The following is a 15935-nucleotide window of genomic DNA, read 5'->3' on the forward strand; positions in this document are numbered from 1 at the left end:
GACAGCCCTTCAGTGGTCGCCATCTTTTCTGCTGCTGACTTCTTCGGGTACGGCTTCTTTCGACATCCGTTTACGGAACAGTGCGGCCCTGGCAAGCAGCAAGGTGGTGACCGGTACTGTGATCGACAGCAGAATCGGAATCAGCCAGGCGTGCAGCACTGGCCCTTCCTTGAGCCACGAAAAGTAGATGATCGAGGCCAGGGACACGCACCAGGCCCCGAGAGTGGAGGCCAACGCTGGCGGGTGCATGCGCTGGAAGTAGTCCTTCAGGCGCAGCAGGCCCAGGGCGCCAACCAGCGCGAACAGGCTGCTGATCAACAGTAGCGCGGCGGTGATCAGTTCCAGCCAGAGGGGGAGGTCGAGGGTTTCGGTCATTCGATCACCTCACCGCGCAGCAGGAACTTGGCCAGGGCGAACGAGCCGACGAAGCCGAACAGCGCAATCAGCAAAGCGCCTTCGAAGTAGGTATCGCTGGCGTAGCGAATACCGAGCACCAGCATCATCAGCATGGCCAGGATATACAGGTAGTCCAGCGCCAGGACACGGTCCTGGGCGGACGGGCCGCGAAACAGCCGGATCAACGTCAGGGCCATGGCCAGGGCGAAGATGAACAGGCTGGCGAGGACTGCGTTGGCAAGCAGGCCTGTCATTCGAATATCTCCATCAACGGGCGTTCGTAGGTGTGCTTGAAGTGTTCGATGAAGACGTGCTCGTCATCAAGGTCGAACACATGCAGCAGTAGCACGCTGCGGTCCAGGGCCAGCTCCGACCAGACCGTGCCGGGCACGACCGTGGTGATCATCGACAGCGCGGCCAGGCCATGGGCATCGCGCAGATCCAGCGGGATGTGCACGAAAGCCGAGCGGGGTGGTTTTTTGCCGGCGCTCAGCACGCCACGGGCGACCAGCAGGTTGGACGCGATCACATCGATACCCACCCGGGCGATCAGCCTGGCGACAACCAGTGGCCGCCGCACGCGGGCGTGCTGGGGGCGCAGGGGGGCCATCAGTAGCGGGGCCAGGATGCCCAGTGCCGCAGCCAGCAGCAGATTGCCGGGGCTGACGGAAAGGTTGAGCAACAGCCACAGCACGAACAGCGACATGGACAGCAGCGGGGCAGGGAAGAGTCGGCTCATGGCTGCACCTGAACATCAAGTGAAGTGGGGCCCGGTATCGGTCGAGCAGCCATCACAGCCTCAATGTAGGCGTCGGGTGCCTGCAGGCTGGCGGCGGTGTCCTGGGTATAGCGCAGCACAGGCTCGGCCCTGAAGCTGAGGATGATGCACAGACCCAACAGGATGACGATCGGCAGGCATTCGTAACGCCGCAGCACTGGCGAGGGGCGTTCCTCGGGTTTCCAGAAACGCTGTATGCCGACGCGGCCAAAGGCGATCAGCGACGCCATGCCGGACAGCACCAGCAGCGCTACCAGCCCCCAGCCTGCCGCAGTCAGGGGTTGTTCGCTCGGGGTGCCCAGCCCTTGGGGGTTGAACAGGGCACTGATCAGGTTGAGTTTGCCGATGAAACCGGACAGCGGCGGCATGCCGATGATCAGCAGGGCGCAGGCGATGAAGCTAAGACCGAGGAAGGCCATGGTCCACGGAATGATCTGGCCGATCACTGCCTTTTGATCGTCGTCGAGGTTGATGCCCTTCGGCGGGTGCAGCGACTCCAGCGGTGAAGGAATCGCGTCTTCTTCTTCATCCAGGGGTTGTTCGTTGGCCGAGCGCGAGCGTTCGACCAGTTCTGCGAGCAGGAACAGCGCGCACAAGGCCAAGGTCGAGCTCACCAGATAGAACAGCGCAGCACCGATCAGTGCCGGTTGGGCGAAGCCGACCGCGCCCAGCAAGGTGCCGGCGGAGACCAGAATGCTCAGTGCCGCCAGGCGCTCCAGACGCTGGGCAGCAAGGATCGACACCGCGGCCACCGCCAGCGTCACCAGGCCCCCATACACCAGCCATTGGCCGCCGAAATGGGCCGAAGCCCCGGCCTGGCCGGAGAACAGCAAGGTCCACAGGCGTAGCACGGCATACAGCCCGACCTTGGTCATGATGGCGAACAGCGCCGCCACCGGGGCGCTGGCCGACGCGTAGGCGGGCACCAGCCAGAAATTCAGTGGCCAGATACCGGCCTTGACCAGAAACGCCATGGCCAGAATCGCCGCACCGGCATGCAGCAGACCGCGATCGGCTTCAGGCACCAGCGGAATCTTCAGCGCCAGGTCGGCCATGTTCAGTGTGCCAGTTACGCCGTAGAGCATCGCCGCGCCTACCAGGAACAGCGACGAGGCAAACAGGTTGATGGCGATGTAATGCAGGCCGGCCCTGACCCGCGCCCGGCCCGAGCCGTGCAGCAACAGGCCATAGGACGCTGCCAGCAGCACCTCGAAGAACACGAACAGGTTGAACAGGTCGGCGGTCAGGAAGGCCCCGTACAAGCCCATCAGCTGGATCTGGAACAGCGCGTGGAAACTGGCGCCAGCGCTGTCCCAGCGGGCGCGGGCGAACAGCAGTGCGCTGACACCGATGACCCCGGTCAGGGTCAGCAGCATCGCGGACAGGTGGTCGACCACCAGCACGATGCCGAACGGCGCAGGCCAGTTGCCTGGCAGGTACACGCCGATGGACTCTGCCTGACCCTGGGTGCGGACCCACAGCAGCAGGCAGACGGCGATGGCCAGGCCGGTGATGCTGGACAACAGGTTCAGGCGTGCCTTGAGCGGGCGATGTTTTTCACCCAGCAACAACATCACGGCCGCCGTGAGCAACGGCAGCAGGATTGGCGCGACGATCAGTTGGCTCATTGCACTCATTCGTCACGCTCCCGGCCGTCCACGTGGTCGGTGCCGGTCAGGCCGCGAGAGGCCAGCAGCACCACCAGGAACAGGGCGGTCATGGCGAAGCTGATGACGATGGCGGTGAGCACCAGGGCCTGGGGGAGCGGGTCGGTGTAGTGCAGCAGGTCCTGGGTGACGCCGTCCTTGATGATGGGTTCCTTGCCGATGAACAGGCTGCCCATGCTGAAAATGAACAGGTTGACCCCGTACGACAGCAGGCACAGGCCCATGATCACCTGGTAGGTCCGAGGGCGCAGAATCAGCCACACCCCAGAGGCGGCCAACACACCGATGGCGACTGCAATGACTTCTTCCATCAGGCGGCTCCTGCTTGGCTGGATTTCGACGGGTTGCCCGGGCGATAGGCGCGGACCGACTGGTGCGCCAGGGCGGTGAGGATCAGCAAGGTCGAGCCGACCACCACGGTGAACACGCCGACATCGAAGAACAAGGCGCTGGCCACGTGCACATCACCCAGCACCGGCAGGTGCAGGTGAGCGGTATGGGTAGTCAGGAACGGGTAGCCCAGCAGCATCGCGCCGATTCCGGTCAAGGTGGCGCACAGCAGGCCAGTGCCCATCCAGCGCAGCGGGCGCAGGCTCATCTGGGCTTCGACCCACTGTGTCCCGGCAACCATGTACTGGAGGATGAACGCCACCGACATGACCAGGCCGGCGACAAAGCCGCCGCCGGGCTGATTGTGGCCGCGCATGAACAGGTACATCGACACCAGCAGGGCGATCGGCAGCAGCAGACGCACCAATACGGCCGGCACCATCATGAAGCCCAGTGCGGTATCGGTGGCGTGGCGCGGGTTGATCAGGTCGGTGACCACGTCCGGTGCCAGCAGACGCTGCTGGGCCGGCAGTTGCATGCTCTCCTTGGGCGGGCGGAAGCGGCGCAGCAGGGCGAAGACTGTAAGGGCCACGGCGACCAGCACAGTGATTTCACCGAGGGTATCGAAGCCGCGGAAGTCGACCAGCATCACGTTCACCACGTTGGTGCCGCCGCCTTGGGGCAGGGCGCGGCTGAGGTAGAACGATGAAATGTCGTTGGGCGTCGGCCGGGTCAGCATGGCGTAGGACAACGCGGCCATGCCGCCGCCGACCAGCACTGCCAGCAACAGGTCGCGTAGACGACGCAGGCGGGCGCGCTCCTGGCTGCCGGGCAACGGCGAAACACCTTCGATACGACGCGGAAGCCAGCGCAGGCCGAGCAGGATCAATACGGTGGTAACCACTTCCACCACCAGTTGGGTAAGGGCCAGGTCCGGCGCCGAGAACCAAACGAAAGTAATGCAGGTCATCAGGCCGCACACGCTGACCATGATCAGTGCCGCCAAGCGGTGATACTTGGCCTGGTAGGCAGCCCCAATGGCGCAGGCGATGGCGATCAGCCACAGGGCGACGAATACACCTGAGCCTGGGATTTTCGGGCGGTCGCCCCAGCTCAGGCCGCTGTACAGCATTGGCGTGAGGCCGGCCAGGAAGGCCGCCAGCACCAGCATGAACAGTTGCGATTGCAGGCGTCGGGTGGTCAGCAGGCGCTCGATACGACGTGCCAGCAGCATCAGGCGGACCTGGCCGTGCTCGAACAGGCGCTTGCCGTTGAAGCGTTCGATCAGTGGTGGGTAGGGGAAGCGACCACGTCGCAGCTGGTTGCGCAGCAGCAGGTAAAGCACGATACCGCCGCACATGGCGATCAGGCTCATGATCAGCGGAGCGTTCCAACCGTGCCAGATGGCCAGGCTGTACTCGGGCAAGGTGCCTCCCACCACCGGCAGTGCCGCGGCCGCCAGCAGTGGCCCGACCGACTGGGCCGGGAAAATGCCCACCACCAGGCAAGTGAGTACCAGTAACTCCACGGGGGCGCGCATCCAGCGTGGCGGCTCATGTGGGGTGTGTGGCAAGTCCTGTGCGGTTGGGCCGAAGAACACGTCGACGGTGAACCGCAGGGCGTAGGCCACGCTGAAGGTGCCCGCGAGGGTGGCAATCACCGGTAGCGTGGCTTCGACCCAGGCAGTGGAGCTGATGAACACGGTTTCGGCGAAGAACATCTCCTTGGACAGGAAACCGTTCATCAGCGGCACGCCGGCCATCGAGGCGCTGGCAACCATGGCCAGCGTGGCCGTGTAGGGCACCAGGCGGATCAGGCCGCTGAGGCGGCGGATATCGCGGGTGCCGCTTTCATGGTCGATGATGCCGGCGGCCATGAACAGCGATGCCTTGAAAGTGGCATGGTTGAGGATATGGAACACCGCCGCGACTGCGGCCAGCGGGCTGTTCAGGCCCAGTAGCAGGGTAATCAGGCCGAGGTGGCTGATGGTCGAATAGGCCAACAGACCCTTGAGGTCGTTCTGGAACATCGCGGCGAAGGCGCCGAGCAGCAGGGTGAGGGCGCCGGCACCGCCGACGATCCAGAACCACTCTTCACTGCCTGAAAGCACCGGCCACAGCCGGGCGAGCAGGAAAACACCAGCCTTGACCATGGTCGCCGAGTGCAGATAGGCCGACACCGGCGTCGGCGCAGCCATGGCGTGGGGTAGCCAGAATTGAAAGGGAAACTGCGCACTCTTGCTCAGGGCGCCGATCAGAATCAGCGGCAGCAGCACCGGGTAAAGCGCATGTTGGCGGATGGCCTCACCAGCGGCCAGCACCTTGTCCAGGTCGTAGCTGCCGACCACATGACCGAGCAGCAGCGCGCCGACCAGCAGGCACAATCCACCCGCCCCGGTGACCATCAGCGCCATGTAGGCGCCTCGGCGAGCATCGGCACGGTGGTGCCAGTAGCCGATGAGCAGGAAGGAGAACAGGCTGGTCAGTTCCCAGAAGAACACCAGCTGGATGAGGTTGCCGGAAATCACCAGGCCGAGCATCGCGCCCATGAACGCCAGAAAGAACGCAAAGAAGCGCGGTACCGGGTCTTGCGGCGACATGTAGTATCGGGCGTAGAGCGACACCAGGGTACCGATGCCGAGCACCAGCAGCGAGAACAGCCAGGCGAAGCCGTCCATGCGCAACACCAGGTTCATGCCGAGGCTCGGCAGCCATAACAGCTCTTCGCGAATGACGCCGCCGTGGGCGACTTGCGGGTACAACAGTGCTACCTGGACGGTGCCGACCAGGGCCACGAGTCCGGCGAGGATGGACTCGGCGTTACGTGCGTTGTGCGGCAGCACGGCTGCCAGGCAACTGCCCACGAACGGCAGAAGCAATAGCACTATCAATGACATAGCGTTCTATTCTGGAGAAGTTTGCCAAGGATCATACGTGCCGAGCAGTTGATCACCAACACGCAAGCTGTCGCAGAATCGTACAAATACGGTGTGACAAGCTGTTTTTTTATAACAGTTTTTTACAAAGCATAGCTGCTGTTGCGCGCTTTACCGGCTGCCTTCACGTTCGTGCTGAAGGGTTTCTTGCGTAGCTGATTCGGGCTCGTTGGCGCGGCGGATCTTCAACTCGCTGACGATCACGGCCAATACGATCAGCGCGCCGCCGATCAGCGCCACGCCCGGCAGACGTTCGCCTGCCATGCGCCCGACGATTCCGGCCCAGACCGGCTCGCCCGCGTAGATCAAGGTGGCGCGGGTCGGCGATACCGATTGCTGGGCCCAGTTCATCGCCACTTGAATGACGGCGCTCATGGCGCCCAGGCCCAAGGCGCTGGCCAGCAACAGCCAGGAAAAATCGGGAATGCGTTCCTGGGTCGGGACGATCATCAGGAACGACAGCAGCGAAGCGGTGGCCAGTTGCACCACGGTCACGCGGCGCACATCGACCTGGCCGGCATAGCGGCTGATCAGGATGATCTCGCCAGCGATGGCCACGGCACTGACCAGGGTGACCAGCTCCCCTTCGCTGAAATGCAGCGCGCCACCCTCCGGGCCTGCCAGCAGCATCAGGCCGACGAACGCCAGGCCGATGCCGATGCTGGGCATCAGCCCAGGCCGGCGCCCCAGCACCAGCCATTGCAGCAGTGGAACGAAGGGCACGTAGAGTGCGGTGATGAAGGCCGACTGGCTGCTGCTGATGGTTTGCAGGCCCATGGTCTGCAGCCCGTAGCCGAGCATGATGGATACACCAATCAGCATGCCGGCCTTCAGTTCGGTGAAGGTCAACCCGGACAACGCGCGTGCCGAGACCAGGCCGACGAACAGGGCGGCGGCGGCGAATCGCAGGCCGACAAAAAACATCGGGCCACTGACGGTCATGACGTTGTGGACCAGCAGGAAGGTGCCACCCCAGAGCATGGTGATGAACACCAGGACCAGTTCGGCCTTGCTCAGGCGCAATGAGACGGACGGCTGTGGGCGATCGATGGGGTGGCTCATGGTCTTGCACACTCGGAGGGGGCGGCGCACAATCGCCGCAAAGTGGGCAGTATACTGCGCAATCCCTTCCAGTGAGCAATATAGTGCACAAAGATTCTGCGCACCGGGCATCGGTGCTTCAACATGTCAGTCAAAACGTCCGTCACCTGCGCAATAGCCTGGGGTTTAGTCAGAGCGCCCTGGCAGAGCGCTCCGGCGTCAGCAGGCGCATGCTCGTGGCAATCGAGGCGGGGGAAAAGAACGTCAGCCTGACCACCCTCGACCTGATCGCCGAAGCACTGGGGGTGGCGTTCAGCACGTTGATTCAGGCGCCCGACCATCGTGATCCCAGCCGCATCGACGAGTTGGCCTGGGCCGGTGAGCACCCCCAGAGCAAGGCTGTGTTGCTGGCCAGCAGTGTGGCCCGCCGAGAAGTCGAAATCTGGGAGTGGACCCTGGCGCCGGGTGAGTGCTACGTCAGTGAAGCCGACGCCGAGGGCTGGAGTGAGCAGATCTATGTGGCGGAAGGGCAGCTGACGCTGATCATCGAAGGGGCCGAGCACTGCCTGCAGGTCGGCCAATTCCATGTGTTTCCCAGCAACTGCCGGTATGCCTACCGCAACGATGGCAGCGTGCCTACGCGTTTCGTGCGTAATGTGGTGATCTGACGGCAGGCATGGCCAGCGCTCAATTGCCCAGCAGGTCGTCGGTTTTCACCACCTTGGCGTAGGCAAATGCCAGTGCAGCCATCGCCGAGGCATGCACGTCGGCCGCTGGCACCTGCTTGCCGTCGAAGTCCAGCGGCAGGGTCGCGCAGGCATCGTGCGCCACGGTGACGTCATAGCCATAATCGGCGGCGGCGCGGGTGGCAGCGTCGATGCACATGTGGCTCATGCTGCCGACGATGGTCAGTTTGTCGACGCCGTGTTGGTCCAGGGTGCTCTTGAGTGGTGTGTCCCGGAAGGCGTTGACCTTGTGCTTGAGTACCACCGGCTCACCTTCCTTGGGCAGGACTTTTTCGTGAATGGCCGCTCCCTTCGAGTCTGGTGCGAAGAACGGTGCATCTGCGCTTTCGAACTCGTGACGTACATGCACCACCAGATCGCCCCGCTTGCGGGCGGCTTCAAGCAGCCGGGCAGCGTTGTCGGCTGCGGCGTCGGCACCGTCGAGGGTCCATTTGCCGCCTGGGAAGTAGTCGTTCTGGATGTCGATGATGATCAGTGCTTGCTTGCTCATGGTGCCTCCTGTGGCAGTAGTCGTTGGCAGGCCTAAGTTATAGGCTGTATGCACGGACCTGAGGATTGGCGCGAACGACACTATGGCGGCAAAAACTGACAACCTCGACAGCCTGGAGATTGGCCTGCTGATCTACCCTGGCGCGCAGAGCGCGGCGGTGCATGGTCTTGATGACCTGTTTACCGTTGCCAATCGTGTAGCCAGCGAACTGGGGGCGGTCGACTTGCCGCGTGTGCGCGTCAGTCATTGGCAGGTGGATGAGGCGGGGCAATTGAAGTGTGCCGCTGATGACGATGGCGACACGCTGCAGGCGCTGCGTGTGCTGATCATTCCGCCGAGCCTTGAGTCGATTCCTGCGTCGGAGCTGCTCGAACGCCACTGTGCGTCGCTTCGCCAGTGGCATGGCCAGGGTACGGTATTGGCCTCGGTGTGCATCGGCGTGTTCTTCATCGCCGCCAGCGGACTGCTCGATGGGCGAGCGGCCAGTACTCACTGGAATTACGCGCAGCCACTGGCGCAACGTTTTCCCAAGGTTCAGGTGGAGGCCAACCAGCCGCTGCTGGACGATGGCGACATCGTGACGTCGGCCGGGCTGATGGCCTGGACCGACCTCGGCTTGCGCTTGCTGGAGCGTTTTCTCGGCGCTTCGTTGGCGTGGGAGACGGCCCGCTACCTGTCGGTCGAGCCGATATCGGCGCCGTTACCCGGTGCCTTGTTCAATCCGCGGCTGGAGCACGGCGATGCGGCTGTGCTCAAGGTTCAGCATTGGTTGCAGAGCAGCGGTGCGCAACAGGCAGACCTGGCAGGCATGGCTGCGTGTGCCGGGCTCGAGGAGCGGACATTCCTGCGACGCTTTCGCGCCGCCACGGGGTTGAAGCCGACCGAGTATTGCCAGCAGGTGCGAGTAGGGCGGGCATGCCGGATGCTGGAGTTCACACGGCGTAACGTCGAGCAGATTGCCTGGGGGGTGGGGTATCAGGACCCCAGTGCGTTTCGCCGGGTGTTCCAGCGAATCACCGGGTTGACCCCCAGTGACTACCGGCGACAGTTCGCCGTCCTCGGATAGCCGCAGCGCTCAAGGCAGGTGCAGGCGCTCCGGCGGGTGTGGTCCCGGCCCGTCCTCGGCCAGGTGATCCTGCTGGTTGCGCAGCGGGCACTCCTTCAACGACAGGCAGCCGCATCCAATGCAGCCGTCGAGTTTGTCACGCAGCATGAGCATTTCATCGATGCGCCGGCTGAGGTCCTCCCGCCAGCGGGCCGACAACCGTTGCCAGTCTTCGGCGGTCGGGGTGTGGTCGTCGGGCAGTGCTGCCAGGGCGCTGGCAATGTCGGCCAGCGGAATGCCCAGGCGTTGTGCCATCTTGATCACCGCGACCCGGCGCAACATGGCTCGTTGGTAACGGCGCTGGTTGCCCGCGTTGCGGCTGCTGTGAATCAACCCCTTGGTCTCGTAGAAGTGCAGCGCGGTCACCGCCACGCCGCTGCGTGCGGCGAGTTGGCCGACACTGAGCAATCTGTCCTGGGTGGCTGGCTTGTGACTGGGCATGGGGGAGAAAACGCTTGACCTTGAGTTAACTAGAGGTTTTACCCTGCTGGCCATCGCGCTGCAAGCGTTTGGAACGAGGAGACTGCCCATGAAGCCCACGCCGCCTTCCCTGTGGTTCACCCAGATGATCGAGTACGAAGTTCCTGCTTCGCGCCAGGCCGCGTTGGCCCAGGCGTTGGTCACGCGCAGCGAGGAGCTGGCAGCGCGTTGCGAGGGTTTGCAAGGGGTCAGCATCCAGGCCAGCGACGATGGCAGTCGGGTACTGCAGTATTTGCAATGGCAGTCGCGCCAAGCCTGGACAGCAGCTGCACAGTGTTTCGTCGAGGGCTCGTTTCTTGACCTGTTGTGTCGGCACCAGGCGCGTGGAGTGAATTTCTCCGCCTATCAGGCGCTGCGCAGCCTGGCGCGGGGCGCGGACGGAGGTCTGCACTGCCAGGTGGGTGAGGCCCAGATTTACCAAGTCGTATGAAACTTCCTTTTCTATTGCGGGAAGTATCTGGCAGACAGGTGGCGTAGTAGGCATCGCACGCCGTAGGTCGGTCATGGCGATTGCAGGGCCGTGGTGGCTGCTCCATTATCGAGGTTTGGATCAACCACGATGTGTCCGCAGGAGTGCGCATGAACGTTCAGACCACCTTCGAGGCAAGTGTGCCGCAGCGCCTTGTGCGAGTACGTGAAGCCATGGGCAAAGAGGGCGTCGACGCCTTGCTGGTGCCTTCGGCCGACCCTCACCTTTCCGAGTACCTTCCGGGGCATTGGCAGGGGCGTCAATGGCTCTCGGGGTTCGAAGGCTCGGTGGGCACGTTGGTGGTTACGGCGGACTTTGCCGGACTGTGGGCGGACAGTCGCTACTGGGAACAGGCCGAGAAGGAACTGGAAGGTAGCGGCATCCAACTCATGAAGCTGTTGCCTGGCCAACCGGGGGCGCTGGAATGGCTGGGCGATAACGCCAAGCAAGAAGGCGTGGTGGCGGTGGATGGCGCAGTCATGGCCTTGACCTCGGCGCGTCAGCTGGGTGAGCGCCTCAAGACCCGTAAGGCGCAGTTGCGGACCGATCTGGATCTGCTTGGCGCGGTCTGGGAGGCTCGGCCGTCGCTGCCGAACAATCCGGTTTATCAGCACTTGGCCCCTCATGCCACCGTGAGTCGGGCGGAAAAACTGTCCCAATTGCGCCAGACCCTGAATGACAAGGGGGTTGATTGGCATTTCATCGCCACGCTTGACGACATCGCCTGGTTGTTCAACCTGCGCGGTAGCGATGTGTCCTATAACCCGGTGTTCGTGTCCTTCGCGCTGATCAGTCAACAAGCAGCGACGCTGTTCGTCAGTGGCGACAAAGTCGACGAGCACCTGCGCCAGGTGCTGGCGGTGGATGGTATCGAGGTGCACGACTACGCCCTGGTAGGGAAGGCTCTCGCTTCTATTACTCCCGGAACTCGGCTGCTGATCGACCCCGCTCGGGTTACCTGCGGCCTGCTGGATAACCTGGACAAGCAAGTTCAGCTGGTCGAGGGCATCAACCCCACCACGCTAAGCAAATCACGCAAGTCCGGTGAGGAACTGAAGCATATCCGCCGGGTAATGGAGCAGGATGGTGCGGCTTTGTGCGAGTTCTTCGCTTGGTTCGAGGCGCAGCAGGGCAAGGAGGTCATCACCGAGCTGACCATCGATGAGCAGTTGAGCGCGGCGCGCGCCCGTCGCCCGGATTTCGTCTCGCTGAGTTTTTCGACCATTGCGGCTTTCAATGGCAATGGTGCGATGCCGCATTACCGAGCCACCGAACTGTCCCATGCTGTCATCGAGGGTGACGGCCTGCTGTTGATCGACTCCGGCGGGCAGTATCTGGGCGGCACCACGGATATCACACGGATGGTTCCAATCGGCAGCCCCACGCTTGAGCAGCGCCAGGACTGCACGCGAGTGCTCAAGGGCATGATTGCCTTGTCGCGCGCCACATTCCCCCGCGGCATTCTTTCGCCGCTGCTCGATGCCATTGCCCGGGCGCCGATCTGGGCGGAGCAGGTGGATTACGGCCATGGTACCGGTCATGGGGTCGGTTACTTCATGAATGTGCATGAAGGGCCGCAGGTCATTGCATTCCAGGCAGCGACCACGCCTCAGACAGCGATGCAGGCTGGCATGATCAGCTCGATCGAGCCCGGCACCTACCGACCTGGTCAATGGGGGGTGCGAATCGAGAACCTGGTGATCAACCGTGAAGTGGGTAAAAGTGCCTTTGGCGACTTCCTGAACTTCGAGACCCTGACGTTGTGTCCGATTGATACTCGATGCTTGCTGCCCGAGCAGTTGACCAAGGAGGAACGGGACTGGTTGAACAGCTATCACGCAACGGTGCGTGAGCGTGTTTCACCTCTGCTCAAGGACGATGCGCTGGACTGGTTGCAGGTGCGTACCGCGCCGATCTGAGCACCTTGAAATCGCAAGCCCCGCTCCCTCGGTGTGGGAGCGGGCTTGCCTACGATGGGCTGCTGCGCAGCCCAGGCTGATTATTTGCAGATGACGATCATGCTACGGCTGGTGTAACCCGCAGGGTTGATGCCGAACAGGTAATCGCCGGGCTCTTCGTCGGTGTCCCCGGAGCGTGCGATGACCTTGTAGCCGCGATCACTGCACGAATTCGCGGCCTTGCTGTAGCAGTTGTCCCACGAAGAGGAGAGGCCGGAGCAGTTGATATGCAGGCCCTTCTTCCCTTTCTTGACCTCAGTCTTGGCTGTGGCGGCGCATCCAGCAATAGCCAAGATGGCCAGGATGAGCAAAATTCGTTTCATTCCTGTCCTTACTTTGCAGGGCTTGTCAGCTGTCTGGCCCTGTCGAAATTGCGTCAATTCTTCCTGAAATGTCCCCAGCGTCCGTGTTCGGCTCAGTAGATAGCGTGAACATGATAATTCTGTGACAGCTTAATCAGCGCGACGGGTCGCCACAATGGTTAATCTGGTCTCAAATGAAAATATTTCTCATATCAGTCGGCCGCTACCGGGGGATTCGCTTCCTGACGCATCGACAAGGTTGCACCGACTGAGGCAGTAATGATGGCGCCGATTGCCAGCCACTGGGTAACGGTAAGGAACTCACCCAGGAAAATCAGGCCTGACAGCGCGGCAACGGCAGGCTCGATGCTCATCAAGGTACCAAAGGTACGGGCAGGCATCTTCGTGAGGGCGATCATTTCCAGACTGTAGGGCAGGGCGGTCGACAGGATGGCAACACCGAGGGCCAATGGGATCACGGTAGGGGTGAGCAGTGCGCTGCCGGCATGGACGATGCCGATAGGGGCGACGAACAACGCCGCGACCACCACGCCCAGTGCTGCACCCTGAATGCCGTGCTCGGCGCCGGCGCGTTGGCCGAACAGAATATAGAGCGCCCAGCAGACACCTGCGCCCAATGCATAGGCGGCACCGACCAAATCGAGTGACTGGCCGCCATGCCCTGCCGGAATCAGCAGCACCAACCCGAGGGTGGCCAGGCCGACCCACAGGAAGTCGATGGCCCGGCGCGAACCGAACAGCGCTACGGCCAATGGCCCGGTGAACTCCAGCGCTACGGCAATCCCGAGGGGTACGGTTTGCAGAGACATATAGAAGAGGAAGTTCATGCCGCCCAGCGCCATGCCGTAGATGACCACGTTACGCAGTGTGGTGGCGGTGATGCGAGTGCGCCAAGGGCGCAGGATCAGCAGCATGATCACGGACGCGAAGATCAGTCGCAGCGTCGTGGTGCCCTGTGCCCCGATGATTGGGAACATGCTCTTGGCCAGAGAGGCGCCAGACTGGATCGATGCCATGGCAATGAGCAGCAGGCCTATAGGGAGAAGGGTTGCGGCCAGACTGCGGGGTTGGGTGTTCATTTATGTGCTGCGGTCCTGGAATGAGGGCGGTGTGCACTATAGTGCGCAATTGTCCGGTCGGGCCGCAAGCTTCTGCTCTATATAAAGGTGCTTGCAATAATTCTGCAGTAAAGGCTTGACGCGATCTCGAATCCCCTTATAATGCGCCCCACTTCCGACGCAGTCGAAACGAAAAACTCCTTGTTAATCAACAGGTTGAGCGTTTTGAAAGCAGAAAGAAGCGCTGAAAGAGGTGGTTGACAGCGTTTTTAAACGCTGTATTATTCGCCTCCCGCTACGAGAGATCGCAGCGAGCCAAGTGTTTGAAGCTAAACGAGTTTCTCGCAAAAAACTTCAAAATAAACGCTTGACAGCAAATGAGGAAAGCGTAGAATGCGCGCCTCGGTTGAGACGAAGCACTCTTAGCCAAACGCTCTTTAACAAATCGAATCAAGCAATTCGTGTGGGTGCTTGTGAGTACGGACTGATAGTCAAAAAGATTATCAGCATCACAAGTGGCCATGCGAGAAATCACATAGTCATTTGAGATTGCTGAGCCAAGTTTAGGGTTTCTTAAAAACCCAAGCAGTATTGAACTGAAGAGTTTGATCATGGCTCAGATTGAACGCTGGCGGCAGGCCTAACACATGCAAGTCGAGCGGATGACGGGAGCTTGCTCCTTGATTCAGCGGCGGACGGGTGAGTAATGCCTAGGAATCTGCCTGGTAGTGGGGGACAACGTTTCGAAAGGAACGCTAATACCGCATACGTCCTACGGGAGAAAGCAGGGGACCTTCGGGCCTTGCGCTATCAGATGAGCCTAGGTCGGATTAGCTAGTTGGTGAGGTAATGGCTCACCAAGGCGACGATCCGTAACTGGTCTGAGAGGATGATCAGTCACACTGGAACTGAGACACGGTCCAGACTCCTACGGGAGGCAGCAGTGGGGAATATTGGACAATGGGCGAAAGCCTGATCCAGCCATGCCGCGTGTGTGAAGAAGGTCTTCGGATTGTAAAGCACTTTAAGTTGGGAGGAAGGGCAGTAAGTTAATACCTTGCTGTTTTGACGTTACCGACAGAATAAGCACCGGCTAACTCTGTGCCAGCAGCCGCGGTAATACAGAGGGTGCAAGCGTTAATCGGAATTACTGGGCGTAAAGCGCGCGTAGGTGGTTCGTTAAGTTGGATGTGAAAGCCCCGGGCTCAACCTGGGAACTGCATCCAAAACTGGCGAGCTAGAGTACGGTAGAGGGTGGTGGAATTTCCTGTGTAGCGGTGAAATGCGTAGATATAGGAAGGAACACCAGTGGCGAAGGCGACCACCTGGACTGATACTGACACTGAGGTGCGAAAGCGTGGGGAGCAAACAGGATTAGATACCCTGGTAGTCCACGCCGTAAACGATGTCAACTAGCCGTTGGAATCCTTGAGATTTTAGTGGCGCAGCTAACGCATTAAGTTGACCGCCTGGGGAGTACGGCCGCAAGGTTAAAACTCAAATGAATTGACGGGGGCCCGCACAAGCGGTGGAGCATGTGGTTTAATTCGAAGCAACGCGAAGAACCTTACCAGGCCTTGACATGCAGAGAACTTTCCAGAGATGGATTGGTGCCTTCGGGAACTCTGACACAGGTGCTGCATGGCTGTCGTCAGCTCGTGTCGTGAGATGTTGGGTTAAGTCCCGTAACGAGCGCAACCCTTGTCCTTAGTTACCAGCACGTTATGGTGGGCACTCTAAGGAGACTGCCGGTGACAAACCGGAGGAAGGTGGGGATGACGTCAAGTCATCATGGCCCTTACGGCCTGGGCTACACACGTGCTACAATGGTCGGTACAGAGGGTTGCCAAGCCGCGAGGTGGAGCTAATCTCACAAAACCGATCGTAGTCCGGATCGCAGTCTGCAACTCGACTGCGTGAAGTCGGAATCGCTAGTAATCGCGAATCAGAATGTCGCGGTGAATACGTTCCCGGGCCTTGTACACACCGCCCGTCACACCATGGGAGTGGGTTGCACCAGAAGTAGCTAGTCTAACCTTCGGGAGGACGGTTACCACGGTGTGATTCATGACTGGGGTGAAGTCGTAACAAGGTAGCCGTAGGGGAACCTGCGGCTGGATCACCTCCTTAATCGACGACATCAGCCTACTGATGAGCTC

At 61.2% G+C, this 15935-nt stretch carries 15 protein-coding genes and 1 rRNA gene; 5 read left to right on the forward strand and 11 right to left on the reverse strand.

Annotated features, from left to right (window positions below):
• Positions 1-9 precede the first annotated feature (9 nt).
• The 7 genes from PspTeo4_RS02960 to PspTeo4_RS02990 form a co-directional block, all read right to left on the reverse strand.
• The gene (locus PspTeo4_RS02960; protein WP_322362226.1) at positions 10-375 is read right to left on the reverse strand and encodes a Na+/H+ antiporter subunit G; all 366 of its coding nucleotides are present in this window, start codon (positions 373-375) and stop codon (positions 10-12) included.
• Positions 372-650 (reverse strand): K+/H+ antiporter subunit F, encoded by a 279-nt coding sequence (locus tag PspTeo4_RS02965; protein WP_322362228.1) that lies wholly within the window; start codon positions 648-650, stop codon positions 372-374. The genes PspTeo4_RS02960 and PspTeo4_RS02965 overlap by 4 nt, the downstream gene beginning before the upstream one ends.
• Positions 647-1135, reverse strand: coding sequence for a Na+/H+ antiporter subunit E (locus PspTeo4_RS02970; protein ID WP_322362229.1), 489 nt, complete (start codon positions 1133-1135; stop codon positions 647-649). Before PspTeo4_RS02970 ends, PspTeo4_RS02965 begins: the two co-directional genes overlap by 4 nt.
• Entirely contained in the window at positions 1132-2811 is a 1680-nt protein-coding gene (locus PspTeo4_RS02975) for a monovalent cation/H+ antiporter subunit D (protein ID WP_322362231.1), read from the reverse strand. Before PspTeo4_RS02975 ends, PspTeo4_RS02970 begins: the two co-directional genes overlap by 4 nt.
• Positions 2808-3152, reverse strand: a complete 345-nt coding sequence (locus PspTeo4_RS02980; RefSeq protein ID WP_003250128.1) for a Na+/H+ antiporter subunit C — start codon at positions 3150-3152, stop codon at positions 2808-2810. Before PspTeo4_RS02980 ends, PspTeo4_RS02975 begins: the two co-directional genes overlap by 4 nt.
• Complete coding sequence (locus PspTeo4_RS02985; protein WP_322362235.1) at positions 3152-6067, reverse strand: monovalent cation/H+ antiporter subunit A; 2916 nt, start codon at positions 6065-6067, stop codon at positions 3152-3154. The genes PspTeo4_RS02980 and PspTeo4_RS02985 overlap by 1 nt, the downstream gene beginning before the upstream one ends.
• 150 nt (positions 6068-6217) lie before the next feature.
• Complete coding sequence (locus PspTeo4_RS02990) at positions 6218-7168, reverse strand: DMT family transporter (protein ID WP_322362237.1); 951 nt, start codon at positions 7166-7168, stop codon at positions 6218-6220.
• An 83-nt stretch (positions 7169-7251) separates the two neighbouring features.
• On the opposite strand from PspTeo4_RS02990, the gene PspTeo4_RS02995 reads away from it, so the two are divergent.
• Positions 7252-7815, forward strand: a complete 564-nt coding sequence (locus tag PspTeo4_RS02995) for an XRE family transcriptional regulator (protein WP_322362239.1) — start codon at positions 7252-7254, stop codon at positions 7813-7815.
• Positions 7816-7834: 19 nt separating this feature from the next.
• Here the strand turns inward: PspTeo4_RS02995 and PspTeo4_RS03000 are convergent, their stop codons facing one another.
• Positions 7835-8383, reverse strand: a complete 549-nt coding sequence (locus tag PspTeo4_RS03000) for a cysteine hydrolase family protein (RefSeq protein ID WP_322362241.1) — start codon at positions 8381-8383, stop codon at positions 7835-7837.
• A gap of 82 nt (positions 8384-8465) precedes the next feature.
• On the opposite strand from PspTeo4_RS03000, the gene PspTeo4_RS03005 reads away from it, so the two are divergent.
• On the forward strand, positions 8466-9449 hold the full coding sequence (locus tag PspTeo4_RS03005) for a GlxA family transcriptional regulator (RefSeq protein ID WP_322362242.1): 984 nt from the start codon (positions 8466-8468) through the stop codon (positions 9447-9449).
• 9 nt (positions 9450-9458) lie between these two features.
• Here the strand turns inward: PspTeo4_RS03005 and soxR are convergent, their stop codons facing one another.
• Entirely contained in the window at positions 9459-9929 is a 471-nt protein-coding gene (gene soxR / locus PspTeo4_RS03010; RefSeq protein WP_322362243.1) for a redox-sensitive transcriptional activator SoxR, read from the reverse strand.
• A gap of 88 nt (positions 9930-10017) precedes the next feature.
• On the opposite strand from soxR, the gene PspTeo4_RS03015 reads away from it, so the two are divergent.
• Complete coding sequence (locus tag PspTeo4_RS03015) at positions 10018-10398, forward strand: antibiotic biosynthesis monooxygenase (protein WP_322362244.1); 381 nt, start codon at positions 10018-10020, stop codon at positions 10396-10398.
• A gap of 149 nt (positions 10399-10547) precedes the next feature.
• Complete coding sequence (locus PspTeo4_RS03020; protein WP_322362246.1) at positions 10548-12356, forward strand: aminopeptidase P family protein; 1809 nt, start codon at positions 10548-10550, stop codon at positions 12354-12356.
• 80 nt (positions 12357-12436) lie between these two features.
• On the opposite strand, the gene PspTeo4_RS03025 is transcribed toward PspTeo4_RS03020, so the two are convergent.
• Together PspTeo4_RS03025 and rhtA are read right to left on the reverse strand one after the other, a co-directional pair.
• A complete protein-coding gene (locus PspTeo4_RS03025; RefSeq protein WP_322362247.1) occupies positions 12437-12718 on the reverse strand; it encodes a hypothetical protein in 282 nt (93 codons plus the stop codon).
• Positions 12719-12909: 191 nt separating this feature from the next.
• On the reverse strand, positions 12910-13797 hold the full coding sequence (rhtA, locus tag PspTeo4_RS03030) for a threonine/homoserine exporter RhtA (protein ID WP_322362248.1): 888 nt from the start codon (positions 13795-13797) through the stop codon (positions 12910-12912).
• Positions 13798-14369: 572 nt separating this feature from the next.
• Here rhtA and PspTeo4_RS03035 point away from each other — a divergent pair.
• Positions 14370-15906 (forward strand): 16S ribosomal RNA (locus PspTeo4_RS03035).
• Positions 15907-15935: the final 29 nt, after the last annotated feature.

Source organism: Pseudomonas sp. Teo4, from assembly GCF_034387475.1.
Lineage (GTDB): Bacteria > Pseudomonadota > Gammaproteobacteria > Pseudomonadales > Pseudomonadaceae > Aquipseudomonas.

Bases quoted from the DNA above. Each gene is read 5' to 3' on its own strand.
- PspTeo4_RS02960 (WP_322362226.1), bottom strand. From the start codon at position 375: ATGACCGAAACCCTCGACCTCCCCCTCTGGCTGGAACTGATCACCGCC.
- PspTeo4_RS02965 (WP_322362228.1), bottom strand. From the start codon at position 650: ATGACAGGCCTGCTTGCCAACGCAGTCCTCGCCAGCCTGTTCATCTTC.
- PspTeo4_RS02970 (WP_322362229.1), bottom strand. From the start codon at position 1,135: ATGAGCCGACTCTTCCCTGCCCCGCTGCTGTCCATGTCGCTGTTCGTG.
- PspTeo4_RS02975 (WP_322362231.1), bottom strand. From the start codon at position 2,811: ATGAGTGCAATGAGCCAACTGATCGTCGCGCCAATCCTGCTGCCGTTG.
- PspTeo4_RS02980 (WP_003250128.1), bottom strand. From the start codon at position 3,152: ATGGAAGAAGTCATTGCAGTCGCCATCGGTGTGTTGGCCGCCTCTGGG.
- PspTeo4_RS02985 (WP_322362235.1), bottom strand. From the start codon at position 6,067: ATGTCATTGATAGTGCTATTGCTTCTGCCGTTCGTGGGCAGTTGCCTG.
- PspTeo4_RS02990 (WP_322362237.1), bottom strand. From the start codon at position 7,168: ATGAGCCACCCCATCGATCGCCCACAGCCGTCCGTCTCATTGCGCCTG.
- PspTeo4_RS03000 (WP_322362241.1), bottom strand. From the start codon at position 8,383: ATGAGCAAGCAAGCACTGATCATCATCGACATCCAGAACGACTACTTC.
- PspTeo4_RS03005 (WP_322362242.1), top strand. From the start codon at position 8,466: ATGGCGGCAAAAACTGACAACCTCGACAGCCTGGAGATTGGCCTGCTG.
- soxR (WP_322362243.1), bottom strand. From the start codon at position 9,929: ATGCCCAGTCACAAGCCAGCCACCCAGGACAGATTGCTCAGTGTCGGC.
- PspTeo4_RS03015 (WP_322362244.1), top strand. From the start codon at position 10,018: ATGAAGCCCACGCCGCCTTCCCTGTGGTTCACCCAGATGATCGAGTAC.
- PspTeo4_RS03020 (WP_322362246.1), top strand. From the start codon at position 10,548: ATGAACGTTCAGACCACCTTCGAGGCAAGTGTGCCGCAGCGCCTTGTG.
- PspTeo4_RS03025 (WP_322362247.1), bottom strand. From the start codon at position 12,718: ATGAAACGAATTTTGCTCATCCTGGCCATCTTGGCTATTGCTGGATGC.
- rhtA (WP_322362248.1), bottom strand. From the start codon at position 13,797: ATGAACACCCAACCCCGCAGTCTGGCCGCAACCCTTCTCCCTATAGGC.